We start from the raw sequence: 24,399 nt of genomic DNA, 5'->3' as shown, positions 1-24,399 counted from the left end.
CAGCCCATGGCGGTCTACACCGATGTCAACGAGGGCGAACTCGGCGCGTTCCTCAAGGCTTATCCGGTCGGCGAACTCTTGTCCTACAAGGGGATTGCCGAAGGCACCGAGAATTCGAACTTTTTGCTGCACACATCGAGCGGCGCCTACATCCTGACGCTCTACGAGAAGCGCGTCGACAAGGCCGACCTGCCGTTCTTCCTCGGCCTGATGGGCCATCTCGCTCGCAAAGGCATTTCCTGCCCGCTACCGGTGACTGCCCATAACGGCACCGTCATCGGCACGCTGGCCGGCCGCCCGGCGGTCATCATCACCTTCCTTGAAGGCCTGTCGCTGCGGCGGCCGACGGCGGCGCATTGCGGCGAGGTCGGCAAGGCGCTGGCGGCACTCCATCTCGCCGGCCAGGATTTTGCGATGACGCGCGAAAACGCGCTGGCCATCGATGGCTGGCGCAAATTGTGGAACGCCTCGCGCGGCCGTGCCGACGAGGTCGAGCCGGGGCTGGCGGCCGAGGTCGACGCCGATTTCGCCGATTTCGAACGCCATTGGCCACAGGGCCTGCCTGCCGGCATCATCCATGCCGACCTGTTCCCGGACAATGTCTTCTTCCTCGGCGAAAAACTGTCCGGCCTGATCGATTTCTATTTCGCCTGCAACGACCTCTACGCCTATGACGTCGCCACCTGCCTCAACGCCTGGTGTTTCGAGAAGGATTTTTCCTTCAACCTCACCAAGGGTACGGCGCTGCTGGCCGGCTATCAGAGCGTGCGGCCCTTGAGCGACGGCGAGAAGGCGGCGCTGCCGATGCTGGCTCGCGGCTCGGCGCTGCGCTTCATGCTGACCCGGCTCTATGACTGGCTGACCGTGCCCGATGGCGGGCTGGTCATGAAGCGCGATCCGACCGAATATATCCGCCGCATGCGCTTCCACCGCGCGATCAGGTCTCCTTCGGAATACGGACTGGCATGACCAAGCAGGTTGAAATCTTCACCGACGGCGCCTGCTCGGGCAATCCTGGTCCCGGCGGCTGGGGCGCCATCCTGCGCTTCAACGGCAAGACCAAGGAATTGTCGGGCGGCGAGGCCGAGACCACCAACAACCGCATGGAGTTGCTGGCCGCCATTTCGGCGCTGAATGCGCTGAAGGAGCCGTGCGCCGTCGAGCTTCATACCGACAGCAAATATGTCATGGACGGCATTTCTAAATGGATCCATGGCTGGAAGAAAAACGGCTGGAAGACCGCCGACAAGAAGCCGGTCAAGAACGGCGAACTCTGGCAGGCGCTGGACGAGGCCAACCGGCGCCACAAGGTGACCTGGAACTGGGTCAAGGGTCATGCCGGCCACACCGAGAACGAACGCGCCGATGAGCTCGCGCGTGAAGGCATGGCGCCATTCAAGAAGGGCTCGGCCAAACCTGCCGCGCCGAGGCTTGCAGCGGCGGTGAAGCCGGCAGCATCCGAGAAGCAGCCGGCGACCCCAAGAGCACGGCGCTCGACCCAGAGCTATTGAGTTCGGGCTACCGGCAGGAAAACATCGCTCGTGCCGATCGCATACTACATCACCACCCGCAGGTTCAGATCGATGCCAACGTTCCCGTGCCGGAATGGGGACTGTCCGACATCGGGCGGGCGCGTGCATCAGCCATGCTCGGCCAGCCATGGGTCGGGTCGATCCGCCGTATCGTCTCGTCGGCTGAGCGCAAGGCGATCGAAACCGCTGAGATCCTCGCCACGCATCTCGGCCTTACGGTCGAGGTGAGAGCGCGCATGCACGAGAACGACCGCTCGGCTACAGGCTTCCTGCCGCCGCCGGAGTTTGAGGCGGTCGCCGACCAGTTCTTCGCCAACCCGCACAAAAGCATCCGCGGCTGGGAGCGGGCCATCGATGCCCAGCAGCGCATTGTCAGCGAGGTCGAAACGATGCTCGGCACCACCAGCGACGGCGATATTGCCTTTGTCGGCCATGGCGGCGTCGGAACGCTGTTGTTGCTCTTGCTCAGCGGTCGCGAAATCAGCCGCGAGGCGGACCAGCCGGCGGGAGGTGGGAACTTTTTCACCTATGATGTCGGCGCGCTTCGCGTCGTCCACGGATGGTGGCCAATCGACAAGCCGCGCCGCGGCAATTGATGGCCGGAAGCCAGCAATTCTAGGCTTTGGCTTAAAGTCGATTTCATCCCTGGGTGATAGAACTGCGCAATCGATCTTAGCGATGGGGCGCGGCAATGTTCGGACGCAGGACTTTCGGCAAGCAGCAGCATAGCTTTGCCGATCTCAAGAAAATGATGCGTCCGACGCCGGATGCCGATGGCGTGACGCGCGTTTTCTCGAAGGAACTCTGGGACGATCCGAAGATCGGCTCCTTCCTGCGTGAGGCCGGCTTCGCGCCGGACGACCAGCGCAACATCATGCGCACGGCGAACGACTACATCGCTCTCTTCGCTGCGGCCAGGTACCGGCTTCAACTACGCACCGAGGCCTTCAACGCCGAGATGGCGGCACGCCACGACTATTGCTGCGCCACCCCCTTCCTGGTCATCGACCAGTCGATCTGGGACGGCGAGCATGGCGCCTTCCTCTATGCCCAGATGGATCTCATCGGCTTCGACGATTGGAACGTCGTCATGCTGGCGGCGGATGCGCGGACCACGCAGTCATGCGGCTTGCCGGCTCATCCAGGCTCGGTGCCGGCGCTTGCCCAGGCCATGACCGGGCACGTGATCCTATGGAAGGCGCGCTACGAATCCGCTCTGGAGGAATTCGGCGTCACCGCCACTGGTGGCCAGGGCATCACGCGAGAGCAGTTCGAGGCGGAGAAAGACGCGCTGCGTCAGGAGATCATCGACACCGTGGCCGCGATGAAGCCGCTCACGATCACCGAATAGAATCCTCAGCGGATCAGCAGCGCCGTGCCATAGAGGCCGAGTGCGAACACCGTGTGCGAGATCACGTTGAAGGCGCGGATCTGCATCGGGTTGGGGCGCTTTGACGCTGCCCAGCCGGCGCCCATGCCAGGCGCCAGCAGGAACCAGCCGGCGCCGATGGTGACCATGCCGAGGATGAAGGCCGGCAAGAAGGTCGGTGCGTCCAGCCATGCCCTGCCCACCAGCGCCACCAGGATGATGCCGTAGACGATGCCGGTGAAATAGTGGAAGACCCAGCCCAGCGCCTGCTCATGCGCATAGGGTGCGGCATCAGCGATATCATCGTGGAAGACCTTGCCTTCCCTAAGATGCCAGACCCAGCGGCCGGGCGGCCCCCAGTTCGGCCGTGGTTGGCCGAGCGCTAGATGCAGGAACATCGCCCAGAGATCCATCAGCACCGTGGCGCCGATGCCGATCGCAACACTGCGCCAGATGATGTCAAACATCGTCGATGTCCCCCAAAGCAGGCAATCCGGCAGGAAGCGCGCCGTGGTCAGGCCATGGCGCGCATGACCCGATGCGGCCGCAGCGGCTTAGAGCTGGCTCAGAATGTGAGCCGCACCGGATGTGTCGACACCGGGCTTGGTCTCGACATTGAGCGCGGTGACCTTGCCGTTGTCGACGATCATCGAAAAGCGTCTCGAGCGCAGCCCCATATCGTTGCTTATGAAATCGAGGCCGACCGACTTGGCGAAGTCGCCATTGCCGTCGGCGAGATAGAGGATCTTGCCTTCACCACCGGTGAAATTTGCCCAGGCGCCCATGACGTGGGCGTCATTGACCGAGACGACGGCGATGGTGTCGACGCCGCGCGCGAGGATGGCGTCGTGGTTCTCGAGATAGCCCGGCAGATGGTTGTTGCTGCAGGTCGGCGTGAAGGCGCCGGGAACGCCGAACAGCACGACCTTCTTGCCCGCAAAAATCTCGGCCGAGGTGATAACCTTGGCGCCGTCGGCGGTCATTTCCTTGAAGGTCGCATCGGGCAGTTTGTCGCCAACGGCAATCGTCATGACGGTTCCTCGTGTGAAAGCAGGGAAGGTTTCTTGCGATAGCGAAATCAGGCATCTCCCGCAACCGCCGACAGGGCCTGGATCAAGGGAAAGCCTGGATCGGGACTCGGATCAGGGGAAAGGCAAGACGCCCTCGACCGCGCCTTCCGCACTTGTCAGCGTATAATACAACCCGCCATCGGTCGGTGTCGTCGACGGACGGTCGAGGATCGGGATGGTAAACACCAGCCGACCGTCCTTTTCGCTGCGCGCCGGGGCGCCGAACATGTAGTCGCGTTCGCCGGCAACGAAGAAATCCGCCGCCTCCGGATCGCCGGGAAAGGTTGCCTCGACGATCAGCGTCTCGTGGTTGCCGGGCAGGACCTTGATGCCGAAATCAGCCTTGGCAGGGGCGGGCAAGGTGGCAAGGGCCGCCTTCACCAGGGCCGCGTCCTCGGCATTGTCGGGATCGGCGGCGGGATCGACGCTCAGCCGCGTCTGCACCGGGATGCAGATCGTCTCGCAGATGCCGAGAAAGATGTCGGCATCGATGACGGCTGCATCCCCAGGCGACGACAGGGTGAATGTCACCGGTAGCGAAACCGGATGGTTGTAGCCGGCCCATTTGCCGTAGCCGTCGTCATGGCGCTGCGGCGGCGGGAAGGAAAAAGCCGCATCGGTGATGTTGGTGCTGGCCGAGACATCGATTTGCGGCGGCACGCCGGCATCGCCCGGATCGCGCCAGTAGGTTTTCCAGCCGGGCTTGAGCGCAATGTCGAGCACGCCATGGATACGGCCGGCCTCGTCGGCCTTGCCTGAGGTCACCAGGCGCACCTTGCCGCCTTCGCTGTTGTACCAGTCCGAAGAGGAAGCCGCGGCGGGCAGGGCTGCCCCGCATCCGATTGCGGCGCCGAGCAGCAGGATTTTCAAGCTTTGCATGGCAGTGATTTGATCGTCAGTTCATGGCCGCGCAATGTTTTCATGGCGCTCTGCGTATCATATTTCCGTGACCTTCGGGCAATGAACAGTCGAGTTCAAGCAATCAGCCGAGGGAAGTTGGTAATCAGGAATCCGTTGTTCCAGCCATTGGGCTTTGGGCGAATCGCGCGCGGCGCATCTTTTCGGCGTGTCGGAAACGCGTTACGCTCCCTTCCATGGACTTGTTGCGCCACAAAAAGACGGCCGGCGGACGCGGCTTTCTTGACGACCAGTTCCTGATTGCCATGCCCGGCATGAAGGACGACCGCTTCACGCGCTCGGTCATCTACATCTGCGCGCACAGCGATGAAGGCGCGATGGGCCTGATCATCAACCAGACGCAGCAGATGCTGTTTCCCGATCTTCTGGTGCAGCTCGGCATCATGAACGAGCAGGAGGCGATCCGACTGCCGGCGCAGGCCCGCGACTTCGTCGTGCGCAATGGCGGCCCGGTCGACCGCAGCCGTGGCTTTGTCCTGCACTCCGGCGACTACCGGGTGGAATCCTCGCTCACCGTCTCCGACGACATCTGCCTGACCGCGACCGTCGATATATTGCGCGCCATCTCGTCCGGCCGCGGCCCGCGCCGCGCGCTGATGGCGCTCGGCTATTCCGGCTGGGGCGCCGGCCAGCTGGAAACCGAGATCGCCGAGAATGGCTGGCTGACCTGCCCGGCTACGCCGGAGCTTCTGTTCGACGCCGACATCGAACGCAAATACGACCGCATCCTGGCTTCGATCGGCATCGACCTCGCGCATCTGAGCCTGGCGGCTGGGCACGCCTGACATATCAGCCGACCTAGAGGCCGTTTCGAAACTCGCTCATGCGAGTCATATGGTGGTGATTTCGAGAACCGGAGCGGAGCGTACTTCTCGTACGTGAGCACCGGAAGCGCAGAAAGCGCCATCAGATGGCCGCAGGAGTAGAGTTTCCAAACGGCCTCTAAGCCTGCGTCATCGGATACTGCTCCTTCAGCGCCTTCAGCACCTGGTCGCCGGGCATTGGGGCGCCGAACATGAAGCTCTGCACGTATTCGCAGCCCATCTGGCGCAGTTCCAGCGCATCGCTTTCGTCGGAAATACCCTCGGCCACCACCGACAGGCCGAGCTCATGCGCCATGTTGACCATGGATTTGAGCAGCACCGCGCGCTTCGGCGTCGCGTCGTCGACAAAACTCTTGTCGATCTTGATGGTGTCAAAGGGGAAGCGCGTCAGATAGGCGAGCGAGGAATAGCCGGTGCCGAAATCATCGAGCGACAGGCCGATGCCGAGCTGCTTCAGCTTGGTCAGCACATGCGAGGTCTGCTCGGGATTGTCCATGACCAGCGATTCGGTGAGTTCGAGCCGGAAGCAGCGCGGCTTCAGATTGGCGCGCGCGATGACCGAGCGGACGTCGCTGACCAGGTCGCGGCGGATCAGCTGGCGGCTGGACAGGTTGACCGAAACCGACAGCGGCGTGTCGCCGATCTGCTTTTGCCAGCCGGCGAGGTCTTCGGCCGCCTGCTGCATGGCGAACAGGCCAAGCTGCACGATCAGGCCGCAGCTTTCGGCGACCGGGATGAAATCACCGGGCGGGATCATGCCACGGCGCGGATGGTCCCAGCGCAGCAGCGCCTCGAAGCCGGCAATGCTGCCATCCTCCAGCCGCACGATCGGCTGGTAGGCAAGGGTGAATTCACGCCGCTCGATGGCGCGGCGCAGATCGGATTCGAACTGCAGCCGGTCGGTGCCGACGGTGCGGAACGCCGGCCGGAACGGCTCGATCCTGTCGCCGCCGAAGCGCTTGGCCTGGTGCATGGCAAGCTCGGCGTCCTTGACCATGTCTTCGGCCGACGTCTGCGCCGAGGTCCAGGTGATGAGGCCGATCGAGGCAGTCAACACGATCTCGCGCTTGGCGAAGGTGATCGGGTTGTTGATCGCGTGCTTGATGGCATCGGCGACCGCGGCGATGCGGGCAGGGTCCTGTTCGGAAAGCAGCATCAGCGCGAACTGGTCGCCGGCAAAGCGCGACAGCGAATCTTTCGGCTTCAACAGCCGGTGCAGGCGGCGCGCAATGGTGAGCAGGATGGTGTCACCGGCCGAGATGCCAAGCCCGTCATTGACCTGCTTGAACCGGTCGATGTCGATGACGAAGACTGTCGGCCGCACCTTCTCTTCGGTACGCGCGATCGAGATGATGGCTTCCAGCCGGTTCATCAAAAGTTCGCGGTTGGGCAGGCCAGTCAGGTTGTCGTGAACGGCGTCGTGCAGCAGCCGTTCCTCGGATTTTTTCTGCTCGGTGACGTCGACCATGGTGCCGACGCAGCGAATCACTTCGCCGTCCGAGCCGATCACTGGCCGCGCCCTGAGCAAGAACCAGTGGTAATGCCCGTCGGCGCCGCGCAGGCGGAAATTCTGCGACACCCGGCCGCGCCGGTGTTCGAGCACCACGTCGAGCGTGGTGCGGAAAGTATCGCGGTCGTCGGCATGCAGCACCGGCAGCCAGTTGCGGGCAGCACCCCCCAGGCTGTTGGGCGCGAGGCCAAGCTGGATGCTGACATCGGGCTTGGTGACGACGCGGTCGCGCAGCACGTCCCAGTCCCACACCGTGTCGCCGGATCCGGCCACCGCCAGCGCCTGGCGCTCGAGATCGGAGAACAGGCCCTGATGCAGCGCGCCGCCGGCAAAGGCATGCTGCATGACGGTGAAGCCGATCAGCAGGATGATCAGGATCAGCCCGCCGCCCAGTGCCGGCTGGGCGATGTCGTTGTCGAGCATGCCGGTGATCGCCATCCACGAGCCGCATAGCCAGAGCAGCACCATCACCCAACTGGGCACCAGCATGATCGCCCGGTCGTAGCCGCGGATGCCGAGCAGGATTATGAGGCCGAGCCCGGTCAGCGCAGTGGCGGCAAAGGACAGTCGGGCGATGCCCGAGGCGACGGCCGGATCGACGATCGCCACACCCGCAATCAGCACCAGGCCGAGGATCCAGACCAGCGCGCCATAGCTGAAATGGCCGTGCCATCGGTTGAGGTTGAGATAGGCGAACAGGAACACCACGAAGGTCGCCGCAAGCGCCACCTCCGTTCCCGCTCGCCACATCTGCTCATTGCCGGGCGATATCTCTATGATCTTGTTTAAAAAGCCGAAATCGACGCAGATATAGGCGAGAACGGCCCAGGCGAGTGCTGCGGTCGCCGGGAACATCGAGGTTCCCTTGACGACGAACAGGATGGTCAGGAACAGCGCCAGCAGGCCGGCAATGCCGATGACGATGCCGCGAAACAGCGTGTAGGAATTGACCGAGTCCTTGTAGGCTTCCGGCTCCCAGAGATAGACCTGCGGCAGCTTGGGCGAGGCGAGTTCGGCGATGAAGGTGATCACCGTTCCCGGGTTCAGCGTCACCCGGAACACGTCGGCGTCAGGGCTTGACTGGCGGTCGAGAGCGAAGCCCTCGCTGGGCGTGATCGCGGCAATGCGGGTGGCGCCGAGATCGGGCCAGAAGATGCCCGAATTCACCAGCCGGAAATGCGGCGCCACGATCAACCGATCGAGCTGCTGGTCGGTGGTGTTGGCCAACGCGAACACTGCCCAGTCGCCGGTCGAGCGCGCGTCATTGGCCTCGACCTCGATGCGGCGCACAATGCCGTCGGGGCCGGGCGCGGTCGACACCTGGAAGTTTTCGCCCTGGTTGCGGTAGATCTCAACGGCGCGCGACAGGTCGAGCGCGACATCGTCACGGGCAATCTTGATCGGTTCGACGGCGAGGGCCGGGAGCGCCGCGCAAAGCGTGACGACAGCCGCCAGAACGAAGGCCAACAGCGACCCGTTTCGCAGGAAATTCGTCAAAAATCAGTCCTTCGTTCCACCGCCCGGCGGATCGTCCGCGATCCGGGCGTAGAGGTAGTGGTCCTGCCAGATGCCGTTGATCCTGAGGTAGGATCGCAAAAGTCCTTCGCGCCGGAATCCGGCTTTTTCAAGCACGCGGATCGACCGGGCGTTGTCGGGAATACAGGCAGCTTCGATCCGGTGCAACCTCAGCGTATCAAAGGCGAAGCGGCAGACCACCTTGACCGCGTCGGTCATCAGGCCGCGGCCGCCGAAACGCTCGCCGATCCAGTAGCCGACATGGCCGCTTTGGGAGACGCCGTGGCGGATGTTGCCGAGCGTAATGCCACCGGCAAGCTTGCCGCTGGCCTTCTCGAAGATGAAGAAGGCGATCGCGGTTCCCTGTGCATAGTCTTCGCGGTAGCGGCCGATGCGTAGCCGCCAGGCGGTGCGGTCGAGCTCATCGGGCGTCCAGCGCGGCTCCCACGGTTCGAGGAAGCCGCGGCTTTCGCCGCGCAGTGCCGACCACTCGCGATAGTCGTTGGTGTAGGGCACGCGCAGCGTCACCCGGTCGCCCTTCAGTGCCGGCAGGTCACGGCGAAAGAAAGGGAGCGCGAACACGGGCGCTTGAGGGGCTTAGACGGCGAGCTTGCGGGCCGTGGTGTGCGTGCCCGCAAGCGAATCGAGGATCGCCTCATAGGGCGCGAGCGTACCCACGGGGCCGACGGCGGTCAGCGTCGGCTTGGTCGAAAACAGCCGTGACGACAGGTCGGTCAGCCGCTCGATGGTCAGCGCCGACAGTCGTTCCATCAACTCCTCCTTGGCAATCGGCCGGCCGAACAAAAGCAGCTGCCTGGCGATCTGCGAGGCGCGGCTGGCCGGGCTTTCCGCCGACATGATCAGTCCGGCGCGGTATTGCGCACGGGCCCGGTCGAGTTCTTCCTGCAGGATGTTTTCGCCGGCCTTCTGCAACTCGTCGATGATGACCGGCACCAGTTCGGCGATGTCGCTCTGTCCGGTCGCGGCATGGACGCCGAAAATGCCGGTGTCGGAAAAGCCCCAATGGAAGGCATAGACGGAGTAGCACAGGCCGCGCTTTTCACGGACCTCCTGGAACAGCCGTGATGACATGCCGCCGCCGAGGATCATCGACAGCACCTGCGAGGCGTAGAAGTCGCGCACATGATAGGCGCGGCCTTCGAAGCCGAGCACGATCTGCGCATCCATCAGGTCGCGGTCTTCACGGAAATCGCCGCCGACATACTGCGCATATTGCGGCATGGTGCTGTCGGCCTTGCTGCGGAAGCCGCCGAGATGCTTTTCGACCTCGCGCACGAAATTGTCGTGCTTGATGTCGCCGGCCGCCACGACCACCATGCGCTCGGCGCCATATTGGCGTTCGATGAAATCGTGCAGCTGTTTGGAGGTGAAGGATTTGACGGTTTCCGGCGTGCCGAGGATCGAGCGGCCGATCGTCTGGTGGCGAAACGCCGTCTCGGTGAAACGGTCGAAGACGATGTCGTCAGGCGTGTCGTGCGCGGCGCCGATCTCCTGCAGGATCACATGCTGCTCGCGCTCCAGCTCCTGCGGATCGAACTCGGACTCCTGCAGGATGTCGGCCAGAATATCGACCGCCAGCGGCACGTCGTCGGACAACACCCTGGCATAGTAGGACGTCGTCTCGACGCTGGTGGCGGCATTGATCTCGCCGCCGACATCCTCGATTTCCGAAGCGATTTCGAAGGCGGTACGCCTTTTCGTGCCCTTGAAGGCCATATGCTCAAGCAAATGGGCCATTCCGTGCTCTTCGTCACGCTCATTGCGAGCGCCCGACTTAACCCAGGCACCAAGGGCAACGGATTCGAGGCTTGGAAGGGTTTCGGTGGCGACTGTCAGGCCGTTCGACAGACGGCTTACCTCAACACCCATATGGCAAGTACTCCCTAACGCGCTGCCCTTGAGTGGCGGCTCACGTAATCTTCCACCATTTTCAGGTCGGATGGAAGTACCGTGTATTTTTCGTCGGCTGACATCAAGGACCCCAGCCATGCGGGCAGGGCCGGTGACACGCCGCAGGCGGCTTCGACGGCGGCCGGGAACTTCGCCGGATGGGCGGTGCCCAGCACCACCATCGGCACTGCGCCGTCAGCCTTGCCGGCGGCGACATGCACGGCCGCCGCCGTGTGCGGGTCGAGCAGATAGTTGCTTGTTTCCAGCGTCGATCGGATGGTGGCGGCGACTTCATCCATGTCAGCGCGGCCGGCGTCGAATTCGGCCCGCATCCTGGCCATTTCAGTCGTTTCGATGGTGAAGGCGCCGGACTGCTTCAGCCCGGCCATGTAACGCCGAACGGTCTCGGCATTGCGGTCGGAGGCCTCGAAGAGCAGGCGCTCGAAGTTCGACGACACCTGGATGTCCATCGATGGCGACGTGGTCGCAAACACACCCTTGGTGCGGTATTCGCCAGTCGCGAAGGTGCGCGCCAATATGTCGTTGTCGTTGGTGGCGACGATCAGCCGCTCGATCGGCAGGCCCATCTTTTTCGCGGCGTAACCCGCAAAGATGTCGCCGAAATTGCCCGTCGGCACGGTGAAGGACACCGGCCGATCTGGTGCGCCGAGCGAAAGCGCCGAGGAAAAATAATAGACGATCTGGGCCATGATGCGGGCCCAGTTGATCGAATTGACGCCCGAGAGCGAGACGCCATCGCGAAAGGCGTGGTCGTTGAACATATCCTTCAGCAGGCCCTGGCAATCGTCGAAATTGCCTTCGATGGCCAGCGCCTGGACGTTGGCGGCGGTCGATGTCGTCATCTGCCGCTGCTGCACCGGCGAGACGCGGCCATGCGGGAACAGCACGAAGATATCGGTGCGGTCGCGGCCGGCAAAGGCGTCGATTGCCGCTCCGCCGGTGTCGCCTGACGTGGCGCCGACGATCGTGGCGCGCTGGCCGCGCTCGGCCAGCACATGGTCCATCAGCCGGGCAAGCAGCTGCATGGCGACGTCCTTGAAAGCCAGCGTCGGACCGTGGAAGAGCTCGAGGATGAAGGTGTTCGGGCGGGTCTGCACCAGCGGGCAGACGGCCTGGTGGCGGAAGGTGGCATAGGCTTCGCGCACCAGGCGTTCGAAGACGGGGGCGGCGATCTCGCCGCCGAGGAACGGCGTCAGCACGCGGATGGCGAGGTCGGCATAGGGCAGGCCCCGCATGGCGCGGATATCGGCTGCCGAAAACCGCGGCCACTCGCGCGGCACATAGAGCCCGCCGTCGCGTGCCAGTCCGGCCAGCACCGCGTCGGAAAATCCCAGCGCGGGCGCTTCCCCGCGAGTACTCACATATTGCATGTCACAGACCCGTTGCCGCTTGGCGTTTCCGTTCACCACAGAGTGGTTAATTTCTGCGCTGGCTCAGTCGCATTTTTGCCGCGCCGTTGCTATACGTCACCAGCTTTGCGAGAGGGAAGTGCAGTTTCATGGCGTTTTATAAGTTCGACCGTCGCTTTGTCGCGGGTCTGGCGCTCACCGGCTTTATGCTTGCCGCCGCCGGCTGCCAATCGAGCGACAATGGCATCCTCAACCTCGGAATAGGCAAGAAAGCCGACCCGAACGCGCCAATACCGCCGCAGGACCCTAAGATTCTCGCCAGCCAGCTGCAGGCCTATTGCCCGAAAGTGACGGTGCGTGACGGCACCGCCTATTTCAACACCTATGCCAAGGGCGCGCCGCAACCGAAAAAGAAAAAGGCTGACGCCGCGCAGGGTGCCGAGGCCGCTGCCGCCGCGCAGACAGCGCCGGATGGCACCATCGTCGACCCGAACAAGGATCCGACCAAGATCATCTACCAGGCCTCGATCAGCGATGTGAGCCGCGATTGCAGCCGTGCCAACGGCCAGCTGACGATGAAGGTTGGGGTTGCCGGCAAGATCGTGCCGGGACCGATGTTCACCCCCGGCACCATCACCATGCCGATCCGCATCGCCGTCATGCACGGCACGGACGTGCTTTATTCGCAGATCCACCCCTATCAGATCCAGGTCAGCGATCCCTCGACCGCCACCCAGTTCGTCTTCACCGATTCCAACGTCGTCGTGCCCGAGCCGTCCGCCAGAGACTACCAGGTCTATGCCGGCTATGACGACACCGCGCCGGCGGCGGCGGACAAGAAGTCCGGCAAGAAAAAGAAGCGGGCTCCGGCGACGAACTAGGCGTCGCCTGGGCGCCGTCGCGGCTGCGACGGTGGCGGTCAACTCTCTGAAAGATCGAAACGATCCGATCGTTACCCTGCAGGTGTGCGCCTGCAGGCAGGTGGCGTCTTGCGCTTTAAATCCTGATCCATTCCACCAGCGCACTTGACTCATTCATATCTCGGCGGTTATACGTCGATCAATAGCTCGCAGGTTATTGATCCCGATGCCAGACGCCCACGACACTCTGTTCAGAACGCTTGCCGACCCGACCCGGCGGGCCATCTTCGAGCGCCTTTGCCGCCAGGGTGAGCAGACCGTTGGGGCGCTGACGGCGCAGTCCGGGGTCTCGCAGCCGGCGGTGTCGAAACATCTCGGCGTTTTAAAACTGGCCGGCCTGGTGCGCGACCGCCACGCGGGACGGCAGACCCATTACAGCGCCCAGCCCGCGGCACTTGGTCCGCTGGCCGACTGGACAGTTCAGATGACCGGATTCTGGGAAACCCGTTTCGACCATCTCGAGGATCTGCTGAAAAGGATGGACCAGTGAGTAAGCCGGAACTGCGCACCGTCGTCGTGGAACGCGAAATATCCTGGCCGGCGGAAAGGATCTGGCGGGCACTGACACAACCGCATCTGATGGAGGAGTGGCTCATGAAGAACGATTTCAAGCCTGTCATCGGCCACAGTTTCAATCTTCGCGGCGACTGGGGCGGCGTGCTCGACTGCGAGGTGCTGGCCATCGAACCAAACAGGACGCTGTCCTACAGCTGGGATTTTGCCCATGAGGATGCCGCCTACAATCTGAAGAGCGTGGTGACGTTCACGCTCACGCCCACCAGCACGGGAACCCATCTGCGCGTCGAGCAGTCGGGCTTCCATCCGAGCCAGAAGCAGGCCTATGGCGGCGCCCGGGTCGGTTGGCAGCAATTCCTCACCAAGCTGGAACAGGTTCTGGCGAAGCCAGATTGAGGCCTGCCGGCACAATTCAGCGCCATGCCCTGATCTTGGGGCACCAAACGCAAAAATGGAGAAATCAATGAAGATCAAGCTGACCAGCGTCTATGTGGACAACCAGGACAACGCACTGCGTTTTTACACCGACGTGCTGGGCTTTGCCGTGAAGGCCGACTTCAGCAACGGGCCTTTTCGTTGGCTGACCGTAACCTCGCCCGACGAGCCCGAGGGAACCGAGCTGCAACTCGCGCTCAACGACAACCCGGCTGCCAAAACCTACCAGCAGGCCATCTTCAAACAGGGCCAGCCCGCGCTCATGCTGTTCACCGACGACGTCAAGGGCGACTACGAGCGCATCAAGGGGCGCGGCGGCGCGTTTGCCATGGCGCCAACTGAAGTGACCGGCTCGACCATTGCCCAGCTCAACGACAGCTGCGGCAATCTCATCCAGATCACCCAGCTGGCACGCTGGTAAGCGCTCGTTTTCAAGAGGAGGTGGCAATGAACTGGAGCAAATGGATACGCCAAACTCACCGCTGGCTGTCGATCATCTTCACGCTGACCGTGGCAGCCAATTTCATCACCATGGCATTCGGGCAGCCTCCGGCATGGGTGGTCTATTCGCCGCTGCTGCCGTTGTTCCTGCTGCTGTTCAGCGGGCTCTATATGTTCGTGCTGCCTTACGTCGCGAGATCGCGTGACGAGCAGGGCGCGCAAGGGTAGGACATGGCGAAGGCGCCCGGACAATTGAAGGCTGCAAAGCAGGACGCGGCGAAACCGGTCCTGCTTTCAGGCGGCAATCCGCAGATCGCCAAGGGCTACGGAGATGGCCCGGTGCAGGCCTATATCGCGGCCATGCCGGACTGGAAGAGCGATGTTGGGCGCCGTCTCGACGCGCTCATCACCGACACCGTCTCCGGTGTCTACAAGGCCGTCAAATGGAACTCGCCGCTATATGGCATCGAAGGCGAGGGCTGGTTCATCAGCCTTCATTGCTTCACCAACTACGTCAAGGTCGCCTTCTTCCGCGGCGCCTCGCTGGATCCCGTCCCTCCCGGTGGTTCCAGGCAAAAGGACGTGCGCTATCTCGACATTCATGAAGGCGAGGAGATCGACGAAGACCGCTTTATCGCCTGGGTGAAGCAGGCCAGTAAACTGCCCGGCGAGAAGATGTGAACGGAGGCAGACCATGAAGACCAGCGGTGCGAACAAGTCAGAGGCGGGACCCTCTGCTTCCGAGCGGATAGACGCCAGAATCCGCGAACTTGACGATTGGCGGGGCAAGACGCTGGCCAGCCTGCGCAAGGCCATCCTCGACGCCGATCCCGAAATCATCGAGGAGTGGAAGTGGATGGGCAGCCCGGTGTGGTCGCGCGACGGCATGATCGCCGTCGGCAACGCTCACAAGGAAAAGGTGAAGCTGACCTTTTCGCACGGCGCCAGCCTGCCGGATCCCGACAAGCTGTTCAACAACGGCCTCAATGGCAAAGTGTGGCGCGCCATCGATGTTTCCGAGGGTGAGGAGATCGATGCGGATGCGCTGAAAGCGCTCGTCCGCGCCGCCATCGCCTATAACGGGGCAAAGAAGAAACCGGCGCGCGCCAAGCTGGCCAAAGCCAAGGAGTAAGGTCAGGCGTCTGACCACTCGGACAGCGCGGCAATCACGCTTTTCAATTCGGCCCAGCGGCGGATGACGGTTTCGGCACCGGCCTCGGTCAGTGCGTCGGCATGGCCGGGATAGCTGTGCGCGGCGCCGGTGAAGCCGATGACGCGCATGCCGGCGGCCCTGGCGCCGGCGACGCCGTGCACCGAATCTTCGATGACGAAGGTGTTTGCCGGATTGGCGTTGAGTTTCTCGGCCGCGACCAGGAACACGTCGGGGGCGGGCTTGGTCTTCTTGCTCGGTATCTCCAGCGCTGAAAAAATCCGGCCGGCGAAGAACGGCAGCAGGCCCACCTTCTCCAGCATGAATTCGATCCGCTCGGAGCGTGAATTCGAGCAGACGCAGCGCGGCGCGGTGACCGCCGCAACCGCTTCGCGCGCGCCGTCGATGGCGCGCACATCGCTGCGCAATTTGCGGTCGACCAGCTCTTCGGCGCGGTCGATCATCGAGGCCTGGAACGGTATGGCGGATTTTTCCTCGACCCGCATCATGATGTCCTTGAAGGTCAGCCCGGCATAGCTTTCCGCGATCTCTTCGGCCGATATTTCGAAGCCGGCGAGTGTCAGCAGTTCGGCTTCGACGCGGGCTGCGATGATTTCGGAATCGACGAGTACGCCGTCGCAATCGAAGATGACAAGATCTGGCTGGGGCATGGCAATCCGGAACGAGGGAGGGCGGTGGCAGGCCCGGCAGGGCTCAAGCGGCGCGACATACACCAACGGGCCGGGCTGCGCAAATTAACGGAGTCAGGGATGCCGCGCCGATTTCGCCCTTCACCGAATATTTACGCTGATCGGTAACCATAACGGGGAGTAAACAGTAACGCGTGCTTTGGGTGTAAACATGTCTGCCGTGCGTCTTCTCGACGACCTTTCTCACGCTCCCCAGCAATCCGAGTGGCTGGACACGATCCTCAAGGGCGATTGCGTTGCCGCACTCGACCGGCTGCCGGAAAAATCCATCGACATCATCTTCGCCGATCCGCCCTACAATCTGCAGCTCGACGGCGACCTGCACCGGCCCGACCAGTCCAAGGTCGATGCCGTCGACGATGACTGGGACCAGTTCGAGAGCTTCGAGGCCTATGACGCCTTCACCCGCGCCTGGCTCTTGGCGGCGCGCCGCGTACTGAAGCCCAATGGCACCATCTGGGTCATCGGTTCCTACCACAACATCTTCCGCGTCGGCGCCAAGATGCAGGATCTCGGCTTCTGGATCCTCAACGATGTCGTCTGGCGCAAGACCAATCCGATGCCGAATTTCCGCGGCCGTCGCTTCCAGAACGCGCATGAGACCATGATCTGGGCCTCGCGCGACCAGAAGGGCAAGGGCTACACCTTCAACTACGAAGCCATGAAGGCCTCCAACGACGACATCCAGATGCGTTCCGACTGGCTGTTCCCGATCTGCACCGGCGGCGAGCGGCTGAAGAACGACAATGGCGACAAGCTGCATCCGACGCAGAAGCCGGAAGCGCTGCTTGCCCGCATCATGATGGCCTCGACCAAGCCGGGCGACATCGTGCTCGACCCGTTCTTCGGTTCCGGCACCACCGGCGCCGTCGCCAAGCGGCTTGGCCGCCATTTCGTCGGCATCGAGCGTGAGCAGGCCTATATCGACGCCGCCAATGAGCGCATCGACGCCGTGCGGCCGCTGGAAAGCGCCGATTTGACGGTGCTCACCGGCAAGCGCGCCGAACCGCGCGTCGCCTTTGTCAGCCTCATCGACACCGGGCTAATGCAGCCCGGCGCCACGCTTTACGACGCCAAGAAGCGCTGGTCGGCCAAGGTGCGCGCAGACGGGACGGTGGCGATCGGCGACAGCGCTGGCTCGATCCACAAGATCGGCGCCGAGGTGCAGGGGCTGGACGCCTGCAATGGCTGGACCTTCTGGCACTATGAGCGCAGCGGCGGCCTGACCCCGATCGACGAGCTGCGCCGCATCGCCAGGCTCGGCATGGAGCGAGCAGGGGCCTGATTGCCCTTCCGCAACCGCCTAAGATCAGACTTCAATCCCAAAACGCTCAAGGTCCGCCTTGAGCGTTTTTGCATCCGTGAACAGCACTGACTGCCAGCCGGCTGCCTTGGCTCCGTCGACATTTCTGGGGCTGTCGTCGATGAACAATGTGGCCGATGGTTCGAGCCCGAACGCGGCGACGTGGTGATCGTAGATGGCGCGGTCGGGCTTGATCTCATGGATGTCGGCCGACACGGTGACGCCGCGCGGGCGGCTGAGGAAGTCGAAGCGCTCGCGGGCTTCAGCAAGCGTGTCGGCGGCGAAATTGGTCAGCATGGTTACGTCGTGGCCGCTCTCGATCAGGCCCAGCATGATGGCGACGCTGTCGTCATAGGCATGCGGCACCATCTCGTGCCAGTGGCGGCGGAAATTGCGAATGTTTTCAGCGTGATCGGGATGCTCGGCAATCAGCAGTGCTTCCGCCTCTTCCCACGTCCGGCCACGGTCCTGCTCGATGTTCCAGTCATGCGTGCAGACATTGTCGAAGAACCACTTGCGCTCTTCGGCATCGGGGATCAGGCGGCTGAACGGAATGTTCGGATCGTAGTGGATCAGCACGCGGCCGATGTCGAACACGATGTGGCGGATTTCAGGCATCTTTATCCCTTCAATGCGGACGCTGCTTGCTGCATGTCGCCCAAAAGTGTGCAGCGGTTTTGGGAAAACGACATGCACAAAAAACAACCCAAAGCGCGTCGCGGTGTGATCGCCTCACACAAGACGCGCTTTGGTCGCGCCCGGTATCGCCGCTTCGATTACCTTTTTCATGACGGTTGGCAGCGCTTCCCCGGAAATGTCATGGGCCAGCGACCAGAAATGCCCTTCCGGCGCATCACGTTTCACCTGCGCATGAAAGACGTCGAGCTCGAGCGCGAAATGAGTGAAGACATGCGCAATCTGGCCGGCGCGCCGCCAGTCCGCGGGGAAGGGAGCGGCTTCCGCCGTCGTTGCGCCGTCGATCCGCGCGGTCCAGCCGGTGGTCGGCACCTCGGTCATGCCGCCGAGCAGGCCTTTGTCGGGCCGTTTGCGCAACAGGATGGCGCCGTCGCCGCGTTCGGCCACGAAGGCAGCGCCGCGCCTCAACGGCTTGTCGGCCTTCGGCAGGCGGACCGGAAAGCGCTCGGGATCGCCGGAGAGGATGGCGGTGCAATCCTCGCGCACCGGGCACAGCATGCAACGCGGCCGCTTTGGCGTGCAGATGGTCGCGCCAAGGTCCATCATCGCCTGGGCGAAGTCGCCGGGCCTGGATTGCGGAACCAGCTTCTCGACCAGTGCGCGGATTTCGGGCTTGGCCTCGCTGACCGGGGTTGCGATCGAATAGAGCCGCGAGATGACGCGCTCGACATTGCCGTCGACGACAGCCGCCGGCCGGTCGAAGGCGATTGCCGCGATCGCCGCCGCCGTATAGGCGCCGATGCCCGGCAATTCGCGGAGGCCGGCTTCATTGTCGGGAAAGCGCCCGCCTTGCTTTGCAACGAGATCGGCACAGGCCTTGAGGTTGCGGGCCCGCGAATAGTAGCCGAGCCCGGCCCAGGCCTTCATCACATCCTCGGTCGGCGCTGCGGCGAGTGCCCCGACATCAGGCCATTTTTCGACGAAAGCGCGAAAATAGGATTTTACCGCTTCGACAGTGGTCTGCTGCAGCATCACTTCCGACAGCCAGATGCGGTAGGGATCGGGCATTTTGCCGCTAGCCGCCGCGCGCGGCGTGATCCGCCATGGCAGCTCACGATGGTGTGCGTCGTACCAGGCCAGCAGGCGGGTCGGGATGTCAGACGCGGCTTTGCCGCTGTCTCCGGACGCGGCTTTGCCGCTGTCTCCGGATGCGGCCTTGCGGGTCTGTTCGTGCAGTGCCATTGATCGCGGGCTGGCTCTAAGCTGGTGTGGAGCGTGGCTGGAGAACGTACATGGCAGGGAGAACGCCTTACGGCAATCCCGTTCCGGTGAGCGATCTCGCGACCCAGATTCTCGATCCCGTGCTGCGCAAGCGGGCCGGCATTTCGATCGGGCTGGTGCAGTCGTGGGAAGAGATCGCCGGGCCGCGCCTTGCCGGCCATTCGCGCCCGGAAAAAATTCAATGGCCGCGCCGTATGCATGAGGACGACCCGTTCGAGCCGGCGACGCTGGTCATCGCCTGCGAAGGCATGGCGGCGCTTCATTTGCAGCACGAGACGGGCGAAATCATCAACCGCGTCAATTCTTTCCTTGGCTTCAACGCAATCGGCCGCATCAGGATCGTGCAGAAGCCGGTGCTGTCAGAGAAAGCCCGGCCGAAACCGGCTCCCAGGCCGCTGACGGCTGTCGAAAAGGCCAAATTGTCCGATACCGTGGGCAAGATCGAGGATGAGGGCCTGCGCGCCTCGCTCGAGCGGCTGGGCGCCACTATTCTCGGCGAGCGGAAGAGGCCAGGGTAGTCGGCCGGTCATGAACCCGTCACCAATCTCGCGCATTCGTGATGATGCATATAGAGTTAGGCGATTGGAATGGGGACAGCGATGCCTTAATTCCCGCCAACTCTCGCCTTTTCTAGCCTTTGCATTGCAAAATCCAACCATTGTCAGGTGATTCGCATGAACCGTAGCTTGTCCCGCAGAAACCTCCTGTCGTCGCTGGCAGCCATTCCGGCAGTGGCACTGCTCGCCGCATGCAGCGATTCCGGCGAGGACGCCAAGGCTGCGGACGTGAAGCCTGCGGCGCCAGCCGTACCTGCTGCGACGCCTGCCACGCCGGCCGCCGCCAAGGCGCCGGACTCGACGGGCGACGTCAACATGGCGGAGCTGCTGAAGCCTGGCGCTCTGCCCGACAAGCAGCTCGGCAAGGACGACGCCAAGGTCACCATCGTTGAATATGCTTCGATGACCTGCCCGCATTGCGCGCATTTCGCCGCGACCACCTTCCCTGAGTTGAAGACCAAATACATCGACACCGGCAAGGCGCGCTACATCCTGCGCGAATTCCCCTTCGATCCGAGCGCCGAGGCCGGTTTCATGCTGGCGCGCTGTTCAAAGGACAATTATTTCCCCATGGTCGACGTGCTGTTCAAGCAGCAGCCCAACTGGGTCGGCGTCAACAATACCAAGGATGCGCTGCTGCAGATCTCCAAGCTCGCCGGTTTTACACAGGAGTCCTTCGAGGCCTGCTTGACGGACCAGAAACTTCTGGACGATGTGAGATCGGTCCAGAAGCGCGGCGCCGATGAATTCAAGGTCGACTCGACGCCGACCTTCTTCATCAACGGAAAGACCTACAAAGGTGCGATGTCGATTGAGGAAATGTCGGCCATCATCGACCCTCTGCTCTGACGTCCAGGCGACGTCGGAGCGACTGCGCTTTGGCGTCTGCGCACCTCCGTGTCTTCCAGGCAGGCGCGAATGAAGTTTTCGCGCCTCCGCCTCCTCGGCTTCAAGTCCTTCGTCGAACCCGGCGAGTTCGTCATCGAACGCGGCCTGACCGGTATTGTCGGGCCGAATGGCTGCGGCAAGTCGAACCTCGTCGAGGCGATGCGCTGGGTGATGGGCGAAAGCTCGTACAAGAACATGCGTGCGTCCGGCATGGACGATGTGATCTTTTCCGGTTCGGGAACGCGTCCGGCCCGCAATACCGCCGAAGTGACGCTGTTCCTCGACAACAGCGACCGCACCGCGCCCGCCGCCTTCAACGACGCCGATGAGTTGCAGGTGTCGCGCCGCATCGAGCGTGAGGCCGGCTCGCTCTATCGCATCAACGGCAAGGAAGCCCGCGCCAAGGACGTACAGCTTCTGTTCGCCGACCAGTCGACCGGCGCCCGCTCGCCCTCGATGGTCGGCCAGGGCCGCATCGGCGAACTGATCCAGGCCAAGCCTCAGGCACGCCGCGCGCTGCTCGAAGAAGCAGCCGGCATTTCCGGCCTGCACACGCGCCGGCACGAGGCCGAGCTTAGGCTGAAGGCTGCCGAGCAGAATCTGGAACGGCTGGACGACGTCGTCGGCGAACTGGAGAGCCAGATCGAAAGCCTGAAGCGCCAGGCGCGCCAAGCCTCGCGCTTCAAGAACCTGTCGGCCGATATCCGCAAGGCCGAAGCCACGCTGCTGCATCTGCGCTGGACGCTTGCCAAGACCCAGGAAGGCGAGGCGCGCTCGGCGCTTGCCGTTGCCACCGCTTTGGTCGGTGATCGCGCCTCGGCGCAGATGAACGCCGCCCGGGAGCAAGGCATCGGTGCCCACCGGCTGCCCGATCTGCGTGACGCCGAAGCGGCAGCGGCCGCCGCTTTCCAGCGCCTGTCTATCGCTAAAGCGCAGATCGAGGAGGAGGCCGGCCGCATCCGCGCCCGCCAGGCCGAACTCGAGCGCCGGCTGCAGCAACTCGACGGCGACATCGCCCGCGAAGAGCGCATGGTGCGCGACAATGCGGATATCCTCGAGCGCCTGCGCGAGGAAGAAGCCACGCTCAACTCCGAAAATGCCGGCGCCGCCGAACGTGAAGCCACCACGCGGGCCGCTTTCGAGCAGGCTGGCGCGACACTCTCGCAGAGCGAAGCCAGGCTCGCCGCGCTGACCGCCGAACGGGCCGAGGCGGCCGCCTCGCGCAACCAGATCGAGCGCACGCTGCGCGAAACCGCCGAGCGCCGCGACCGCTTTGCCCGCCAACTGGTCGACGTCGACCGCGAACTGTCGGAGATCGTGTCGAAGGTCGCGGGCTTGCCCGATCCTGCCGAGAAGCGTGCTCTGGTCGAGGACGCGCTCGCCCGGCTGGAGGAAACCGAGGCCGGCGCCATATCAGCCGAACAGGCGGTTGTCGAGGCTCGTGCTGCCGAGAGTGCCGCCCGTCCGCCGCTGCAGGATGCCAGGGCGGAACTCGCCGGGATCGAGACCGAAGCCCGCACGCTGGCCAAGATCCTCAATGCCGCCAGCGGCGATCTTTTCCCATCGGTGCTGGAGCAGCTCAGCGTCGAGCGCGGCTATGAGACGGCGCTTGGTGCGGCTCTTGGCGAGGATCTCGACGTGCCGCTCGACCGCAGCGCACCGGTGCATTGGGGCGAAAGCCAGGTTCAATCAGGCGATGCGGCTTTGCCCGAAGGCATCAAGAGCCTTGCCAGCGTAGTGCGCGCGCCTTCGCAGCTCGCCCGCAGGCTAGCGCAGATCGGTATTGTCGATACTGCTGACGGCCGCCGGCTGCAGGCGCTGCTTGCGCCCGGCCAGCGGCTGGTCAGCCGCGACGGCGCGCTGTGGCGCTGGGATGGACTGACCGCCAGCGCCGATGCACCGACCGCAGCCGCGCAGCGGCTGGCGCAGAAGAACCGGTTGGCCGAACTCGATGCCGAGGCGGTGCAGGCGACGCAGATCGTGCGCGAGGCGGAAGCCGCGCTGGCCCAAGCCGAACAGGCGCTGCGCCAGGCGAGCGAGGCCGAGCGCAACGCGCGCCAGGCCGGGCGCGATGCCCAGCACGGGCTGGACGCCGCCCGCAACGCGCTGGCCGAGGCTGAAAAGGCCGGCGGTGAACTGGCAAGCCGTCGCGCCGCCCTGGACGAGGCGCGCGCGCGCATCGTCGACAGCCATGAAGAGACGGCCGCCGCCTTTGCCGAGGCCGAAATGCTGCTGCAAGACGCGCCCGATCTAGGCGACCTGCAATTGCAGCTCGAACAATCCGCCGCCAATGTCGGCAGGGACCGCGCAACCCTTGCCGACGCGCGCGCCGTGCATGAGGGCCTGCGCCGCGAAGCCGAGGCGCGCACACGCCGGCTCGACGCCATTGGCGCCGAGCGCAGCAGCTGGCTGCAGCGTGCCGAAAACGCTTCGACGCAGATCGCCTCGCTCGGCGAGCGCAGGGCCGAAGCCGAAGCGGAGCGCGAGACCTTGGCCGACGCGCCCGACGAAATCGACGCCAGGCGGCGCGCGCTGCTGTCGCAACTGACCGAGGCCGAGACCTTGCGCAAGGCCGCCGCCGACCGTTTGCAGGAGGCCGAGAACAAGCAGGCCGAGCTGGACAAGGCCGCCACCGCGGCAATCCAGTCGCTGGCCGATTCCCGCGAAACCCGCGTCCGTGCCGAAGAGCGGCTGACCGCCGCCGACGAGCGCCGGCTCGAGGTCGAGGCGCGCATCCAGGAAACGCTGAACACGCCGCCGCATCTGGTCATCCGCCACACCGGCCTGGAAGCCGACAGCCCGATGCCGGAAATGGCCGAGATCGAGCGCCAGCTCGACCGGCTGAAGGTCGAGCGCGAACGGCTCGGCGCCGTCAATCTGCGCGCCGAGGAAGAGCAGAAGGAACTGTCGGACCGGCTGGAGACCATCGTTTCCGAGCGCGAAGACATCATCGAGGCGATCCGCAAGCTCAGGCAGGCGATCCAAAGCCTGAACCGCGAGGGCCGCGAACGGCTGCTCGCCGCTTTCGAGGTCGTCAACGGCCATTTCCAGCGGCTGTTCTCGCATCTGTTCGGTGGCGGCACGGCGGAGCTGCAGCTGATCGAGTCAGACGATCCGCTCGAAGCCGGGCTCGAAATCCTCGCACGTCCGCCCGGCAAGAAGCCGCAGACGATGACACTGCTGTCCGGTGGCGAGCAGGCGCTGACGGCGATGTCGCTGATCTTTGCCGTGTTCCTGACCAATCCGGCGCCGATCTGCGTGCTCGACGAAGTCGACGCGCCGCTCGACGACCACAATGTCGAGCGCTTCTGCAACCTCATGGACGAAATGGCCGCGACCACTGAGACGCGCTTCGTCATCATCACCCATAATCCGATCACCATGGCGCGCATGAATCGCCTATTCGGCGTGACCATGGCCGAGCAGGGCGTAAGCCAGCTGGTGTCGGTCGATCTGCAGGCCGCCGAGGCGATGCGCGAGGCGAGCTGACGCGTCAGCTTGGCCAGTGGCCTCAATTTCGGCTTTCGACTATAGCAGCAATGG

Annotated in this window: 26 protein-coding genes; 16 read left to right on the top strand and 10 right to left on the bottom strand. The window is 63.7% G+C overall.

Translation table 11 applies throughout. The annotated features are described in order from the left end of the window. The first annotated feature begins 6 nt into the window (after positions 1 to 6). The 4 genes from AC1D1B_RS10165 (at position 7) to AC1D1B_RS10150 (ending at position 2,883) form a co-directional block, all read left to right on the top strand. Positions 7 to 969: a homoserine kinase gene (locus tag AC1D1B_RS10165; protein WP_477331681.1), complete on the top strand. Its 963-nt coding sequence runs from the start codon at positions 7 to 9 to the stop codon at positions 967 to 969. Continuing rightward, on the top strand, positions 966 to 1,511 hold the full coding sequence (gene rnhA / locus AC1D1B_RS10160; RefSeq protein ID WP_477331679.1) for a ribonuclease HI: 546 nt from the start codon (positions 966 to 968) through the stop codon (positions 1,509 to 1,511). The genes AC1D1B_RS10165 and rnhA overlap by 4 nt, the downstream gene beginning before the upstream one ends. After that, on the top strand, positions 1,508 to 2,128 hold the full coding sequence (locus tag AC1D1B_RS10155) for a histidine phosphatase family protein (protein ID WP_477331677.1): 621 nt from the start codon (positions 1,508 to 1,510) through the stop codon (positions 2,126 to 2,128). Before rnhA ends, AC1D1B_RS10155 begins: the two co-directional genes overlap by 4 nt. A 95-nt stretch (positions 2,129 to 2,223) precedes the next feature. Beyond that, the gene (locus AC1D1B_RS10150; protein WP_477331675.1) at positions 2,224 to 2,883 is read left to right on the top strand and encodes a hypothetical protein; all 660 of its coding nucleotides are present in this window, start codon (positions 2,224 to 2,226) and stop codon (positions 2,881 to 2,883) included. Positions 2,884 to 2,888: 5 nt separating this feature from the next. Here AC1D1B_RS10150 and AC1D1B_RS10145 read toward each other — a convergent pair whose 3' ends face one another. From AC1D1B_RS10145 to AC1D1B_RS10135, 3 genes are all read right to left on the bottom strand, one after another. Beyond that, a complete protein-coding gene (locus tag AC1D1B_RS10145; protein WP_477331673.1) occupies positions 2,889 to 3,368 on the bottom strand; it encodes a DUF2938 domain-containing protein in 480 nt (159 codons plus the stop codon). An 87-nt stretch (positions 3,369 to 3,455) separates the two neighbouring features. After that, complete coding sequence (locus AC1D1B_RS10140; protein ID WP_477331671.1) at positions 3,456 to 3,932, bottom strand: redoxin family protein; 477 nt, start codon at positions 3,930 to 3,932, stop codon at positions 3,456 to 3,458. 111 nt (positions 3,933 to 4,043) lie between these two features. Next, positions 4,044 to 4,850 (bottom strand): protein-disulfide reductase DsbD domain-containing protein, encoded by an 807-nt coding sequence (locus AC1D1B_RS10135; protein WP_477331669.1) that lies wholly within the window; start codon positions 4,848 to 4,850, stop codon positions 4,044 to 4,046. A gap of 215 nt (positions 4,851 to 5,065) precedes the next feature. On the opposite strand from AC1D1B_RS10135, the gene AC1D1B_RS10130 reads away from it, so the two are divergent. Then, on the top strand, positions 5,066 to 5,674 hold the full coding sequence (locus tag AC1D1B_RS10130) for a YqgE/AlgH family protein (protein WP_023668405.1): 609 nt from the start codon (positions 5,066 to 5,068) through the stop codon (positions 5,672 to 5,674). Between the two features lie 157 nt (positions 5,675 to 5,831). Here AC1D1B_RS10130 and AC1D1B_RS10125 read toward each other — a convergent pair whose 3' ends face one another. The 4 genes from AC1D1B_RS10125 to thrC are packed head-to-tail and all read right to left on the bottom strand — an operon-like array spanning position 5,832 to position 12,040. Next, a complete protein-coding gene (locus tag AC1D1B_RS10125; protein ID WP_477331667.1) occupies positions 5,832 to 8,720 on the bottom strand; it encodes an EAL domain-containing protein in 2,889 nt (962 codons plus the stop codon). A 3-nt stretch (positions 8,721 to 8,723) separates the two neighbouring features. Further along, entirely contained in the window at positions 8,724 to 9,320 is a 597-nt protein-coding gene (locus tag AC1D1B_RS10120; protein WP_181058308.1) for a GNAT family N-acetyltransferase, read from the bottom strand. Between the two features lie 15 nt (positions 9,321 to 9,335). Beyond that, the gene (locus AC1D1B_RS10115) at positions 9,336 to 10,628 is read right to left on the bottom strand and encodes a M16 family metallopeptidase (protein WP_477331665.1); all 1,293 of its coding nucleotides are present in this window, start codon (positions 10,626 to 10,628) and stop codon (positions 9,336 to 9,338) included. Positions 10,629 to 10,642: 14 nt separating this feature from the next. Continuing rightward, a complete protein-coding gene (gene thrC / locus AC1D1B_RS10110) occupies positions 10,643 to 12,040 on the bottom strand; it encodes a threonine synthase (RefSeq protein WP_477331664.1) in 1,398 nt (465 codons plus the stop codon). Positions 12,041 to 12,168: 128 nt separating this feature from the next. Between thrC and AC1D1B_RS10105 the strand changes: the two genes are divergently transcribed. The 7 genes from AC1D1B_RS10105 (at position 12,169) to AC1D1B_RS10075 (ending at position 15,463) form a co-directional block, all read left to right on the top strand. Then, on the top strand, positions 12,169 to 12,900 hold the full coding sequence (locus AC1D1B_RS10105) for a hypothetical protein (protein WP_477331662.1): 732 nt from the start codon (positions 12,169 to 12,171) through the stop codon (positions 12,898 to 12,900). 205 nt (positions 12,901 to 13,105) lie between these two features. After that, positions 13,106 to 13,429, top strand: coding sequence for an ArsR/SmtB family transcription factor (locus AC1D1B_RS10100; RefSeq protein WP_477331660.1), 324 nt, complete (start codon positions 13,106 to 13,108; stop codon positions 13,427 to 13,429). After that, complete coding sequence (locus tag AC1D1B_RS10095; protein ID WP_477331658.1) at positions 13,426 to 13,851, top strand: SRPBCC family protein; 426 nt, start codon at positions 13,426 to 13,428, stop codon at positions 13,849 to 13,851. The genes AC1D1B_RS10100 and AC1D1B_RS10095 overlap by 4 nt, the downstream gene beginning before the upstream one ends. 67 nt (positions 13,852 to 13,918) lie before the next feature. Then, positions 13,919 to 14,311 (top strand): VOC family protein, encoded by a 393-nt coding sequence (locus AC1D1B_RS10090; RefSeq protein WP_477331656.1) that lies wholly within the window; start codon positions 13,919 to 13,921, stop codon positions 14,309 to 14,311. Positions 14,312 to 14,337: 26 nt separating this feature from the next. Further along, positions 14,338 to 14,559: a hypothetical protein gene (locus AC1D1B_RS10085; RefSeq protein WP_477331654.1), complete on the top strand. Its 222-nt coding sequence runs from the start codon at positions 14,338 to 14,340 to the stop codon at positions 14,557 to 14,559. 3 nt (positions 14,560 to 14,562) lie between these two features. Continuing rightward, complete coding sequence (locus AC1D1B_RS10080) at positions 14,563 to 15,012, top strand: DUF1801 domain-containing protein (protein ID WP_477331652.1); 450 nt, start codon at positions 14,563 to 14,565, stop codon at positions 15,010 to 15,012. A 13-nt stretch (positions 15,013 to 15,025) separates the two neighbouring features. Beyond that, positions 15,026 to 15,463, top strand: a complete 438-nt coding sequence (locus AC1D1B_RS10075; RefSeq protein ID WP_477331650.1) for a DUF1801 domain-containing protein — start codon at positions 15,026 to 15,028, stop codon at positions 15,461 to 15,463. A gap of 2 nt (positions 15,464 to 15,465) precedes the next feature. Here the strand turns inward: AC1D1B_RS10075 and AC1D1B_RS10070 are convergent, their stop codons facing one another. Continuing rightward, complete coding sequence (locus AC1D1B_RS10070) at positions 15,466 to 16,152, bottom strand: HAD family hydrolase (protein WP_477331648.1); 687 nt, start codon at positions 16,150 to 16,152, stop codon at positions 15,466 to 15,468. Between the two features lie 190 nt (positions 16,153 to 16,342). On the opposite strand from AC1D1B_RS10070, the gene AC1D1B_RS10065 reads away from it, so the two are divergent. Further along, positions 16,343 to 17,476, top strand: coding sequence for a DNA methyltransferase (locus tag AC1D1B_RS10065; RefSeq protein WP_477331646.1), 1,134 nt, complete (start codon positions 16,343 to 16,345; stop codon positions 17,474 to 17,476). 24 nt (positions 17,477 to 17,500) lie between these two features. On the opposite strand, the gene AC1D1B_RS10060 is transcribed toward AC1D1B_RS10065, so the two are convergent. Then, positions 17,501 to 18,112 carry an HAD family hydrolase gene (locus tag AC1D1B_RS10060; protein ID WP_477331644.1) on the bottom strand — a complete coding sequence of 204 codons (612 nt, stop codon included), beginning with the start codon at positions 18,110 to 18,112 and terminating at the stop codon, positions 17,501 to 17,503. 114 nt (positions 18,113 to 18,226) lie between these two features. Next, entirely contained in the window at positions 18,227 to 19,372 is a 1,146-nt protein-coding gene (gene mutY, locus AC1D1B_RS10055) for an A/G-specific adenine glycosylase (protein ID WP_477331642.1), read from the bottom strand. Between the two features lie 50 nt (positions 19,373 to 19,422). Between mutY and AC1D1B_RS10050 the strand changes: the two genes are divergently transcribed. The 3 genes from AC1D1B_RS10050 (at position 19,423) to smc (ending at position 24,345) form a co-directional block, all read left to right on the top strand. After that, on the top strand, positions 19,423 to 19,929 hold the full coding sequence (locus AC1D1B_RS10050) for a DUF721 domain-containing protein (protein WP_477263442.1): 507 nt from the start codon (positions 19,423 to 19,425) through the stop codon (positions 19,927 to 19,929). 156 nt (positions 19,930 to 20,085) lie between these two features. Then, the gene (locus tag AC1D1B_RS10045) at positions 20,086 to 20,817 is read left to right on the top strand and encodes a DsbA family protein (RefSeq protein ID WP_477263444.1); all 732 of its coding nucleotides are present in this window, start codon (positions 20,086 to 20,088) and stop codon (positions 20,815 to 20,817) included. A gap of 69 nt (positions 20,818 to 20,886) precedes the next feature. After that, positions 20,887 to 24,345, top strand: coding sequence for a chromosome segregation protein SMC (smc, locus tag AC1D1B_RS10040; RefSeq protein WP_477331640.1), 3,459 nt, complete (start codon positions 20,887 to 20,889; stop codon positions 24,343 to 24,345). Positions 24,346 to 24,399: the final 54 nt, after the last annotated feature.

It is taken from the genome of Mesorhizobium sp. P2_C5_2, from assembly GCF_056404535.1.
This window is presented reverse-complemented; position numbering and strand designations above follow the sequence as displayed.

Coding starts and splice junctions, on each gene's coding strand:
- AC1D1B_RS10105 (WP_477331662.1), top strand. CDS start 12,169: ATGGCGTTTTATAAGTTCGACCGTCGCTTTGTCGCGGGTCTGGCGCTC.
- AC1D1B_RS10130 (WP_023668405.1), top strand. CDS start 5,066: ATGGACTTGTTGCGCCACAAAAAGACGGCCGGCGGACGCGGCTTTCTT.
- smc (WP_477331640.1), top strand. CDS start 20,887: ATGAAGTTTTCGCGCCTCCGCCTCCTCGGCTTCAAGTCCTTCGTCGAA.
- AC1D1B_RS10145 (WP_477331673.1), bottom strand. CDS start 3,368: ATGTTTGACATCATCTGGCGCAGTGTTGCGATCGGCATCGGCGCCACG.
- thrC (WP_477331664.1), bottom strand. CDS start 12,040: ATGCAATATGTGAGTACTCGCGGGGAAGCGCCCGCGCTGGGATTTTCC.
- mutY (WP_477331642.1), bottom strand. CDS start 19,372: ATGGCACTGCACGAACAGACCCGCAAGGCCGCATCCGGAGACAGCGGC.
- AC1D1B_RS10115 (WP_477331665.1), bottom strand. CDS start 10,628: ATGGGTGTTGAGGTAAGCCGTCTGTCGAACGGCCTGACAGTCGCCACC.
- AC1D1B_RS10140 (WP_477331671.1), bottom strand. CDS start 3,932: ATGACGATTGCCGTTGGCGACAAACTGCCCGATGCGACCTTCAAGGAA.
- AC1D1B_RS10165 (WP_477331681.1), top strand. CDS start 7: ATGGCGGTCTACACCGATGTCAACGAGGGCGAACTCGGCGCGTTCCTC.
- AC1D1B_RS10080 (WP_477331652.1), top strand. CDS start 14,563: ATGGCGAAGGCGCCCGGACAATTGAAGGCTGCAAAGCAGGACGCGGCG.
- AC1D1B_RS10050 (WP_477263442.1), top strand. CDS start 19,423: ATGGCAGGGAGAACGCCTTACGGCAATCCCGTTCCGGTGAGCGATCTC.
- AC1D1B_RS10085 (WP_477331654.1), top strand. CDS start 14,338: ATGAACTGGAGCAAATGGATACGCCAAACTCACCGCTGGCTGTCGATC.
- AC1D1B_RS10045 (WP_477263444.1), top strand. CDS start 20,086: ATGAACCGTAGCTTGTCCCGCAGAAACCTCCTGTCGTCGCTGGCAGCC.
- AC1D1B_RS10075 (WP_477331650.1), top strand. CDS start 15,026: ATGAAGACCAGCGGTGCGAACAAGTCAGAGGCGGGACCCTCTGCTTCC.
- AC1D1B_RS10065 (WP_477331646.1), top strand. CDS start 16,343: ATGTCTGCCGTGCGTCTTCTCGACGACCTTTCTCACGCTCCCCAGCAA.
- AC1D1B_RS10060 (WP_477331644.1), bottom strand. CDS start 18,112: ATGCCTGAAATCCGCCACATCGTGTTCGACATCGGCCGCGTGCTGATC.
- rnhA (WP_477331679.1), top strand. CDS start 966: ATGACCAAGCAGGTTGAAATCTTCACCGACGGCGCCTGCTCGGGCAAT.
- AC1D1B_RS10100 (WP_477331660.1), top strand. CDS start 13,106: ATGCCAGACGCCCACGACACTCTGTTCAGAACGCTTGCCGACCCGACC.
- AC1D1B_RS10150 (WP_477331675.1), top strand. CDS start 2,224: ATGTTCGGACGCAGGACTTTCGGCAAGCAGCAGCATAGCTTTGCCGAT.
- AC1D1B_RS10070 (WP_477331648.1), bottom strand. CDS start 16,152: ATGCCCCAGCCAGATCTTGTCATCTTCGATTGCGACGGCGTACTCGTC.
- AC1D1B_RS10135 (WP_477331669.1), bottom strand. CDS start 4,850: ATGCAAAGCTTGAAAATCCTGCTGCTCGGCGCCGCAATCGGATGCGGG.
- AC1D1B_RS10090 (WP_477331656.1), top strand. CDS start 13,919: ATGAAGATCAAGCTGACCAGCGTCTATGTGGACAACCAGGACAACGCA.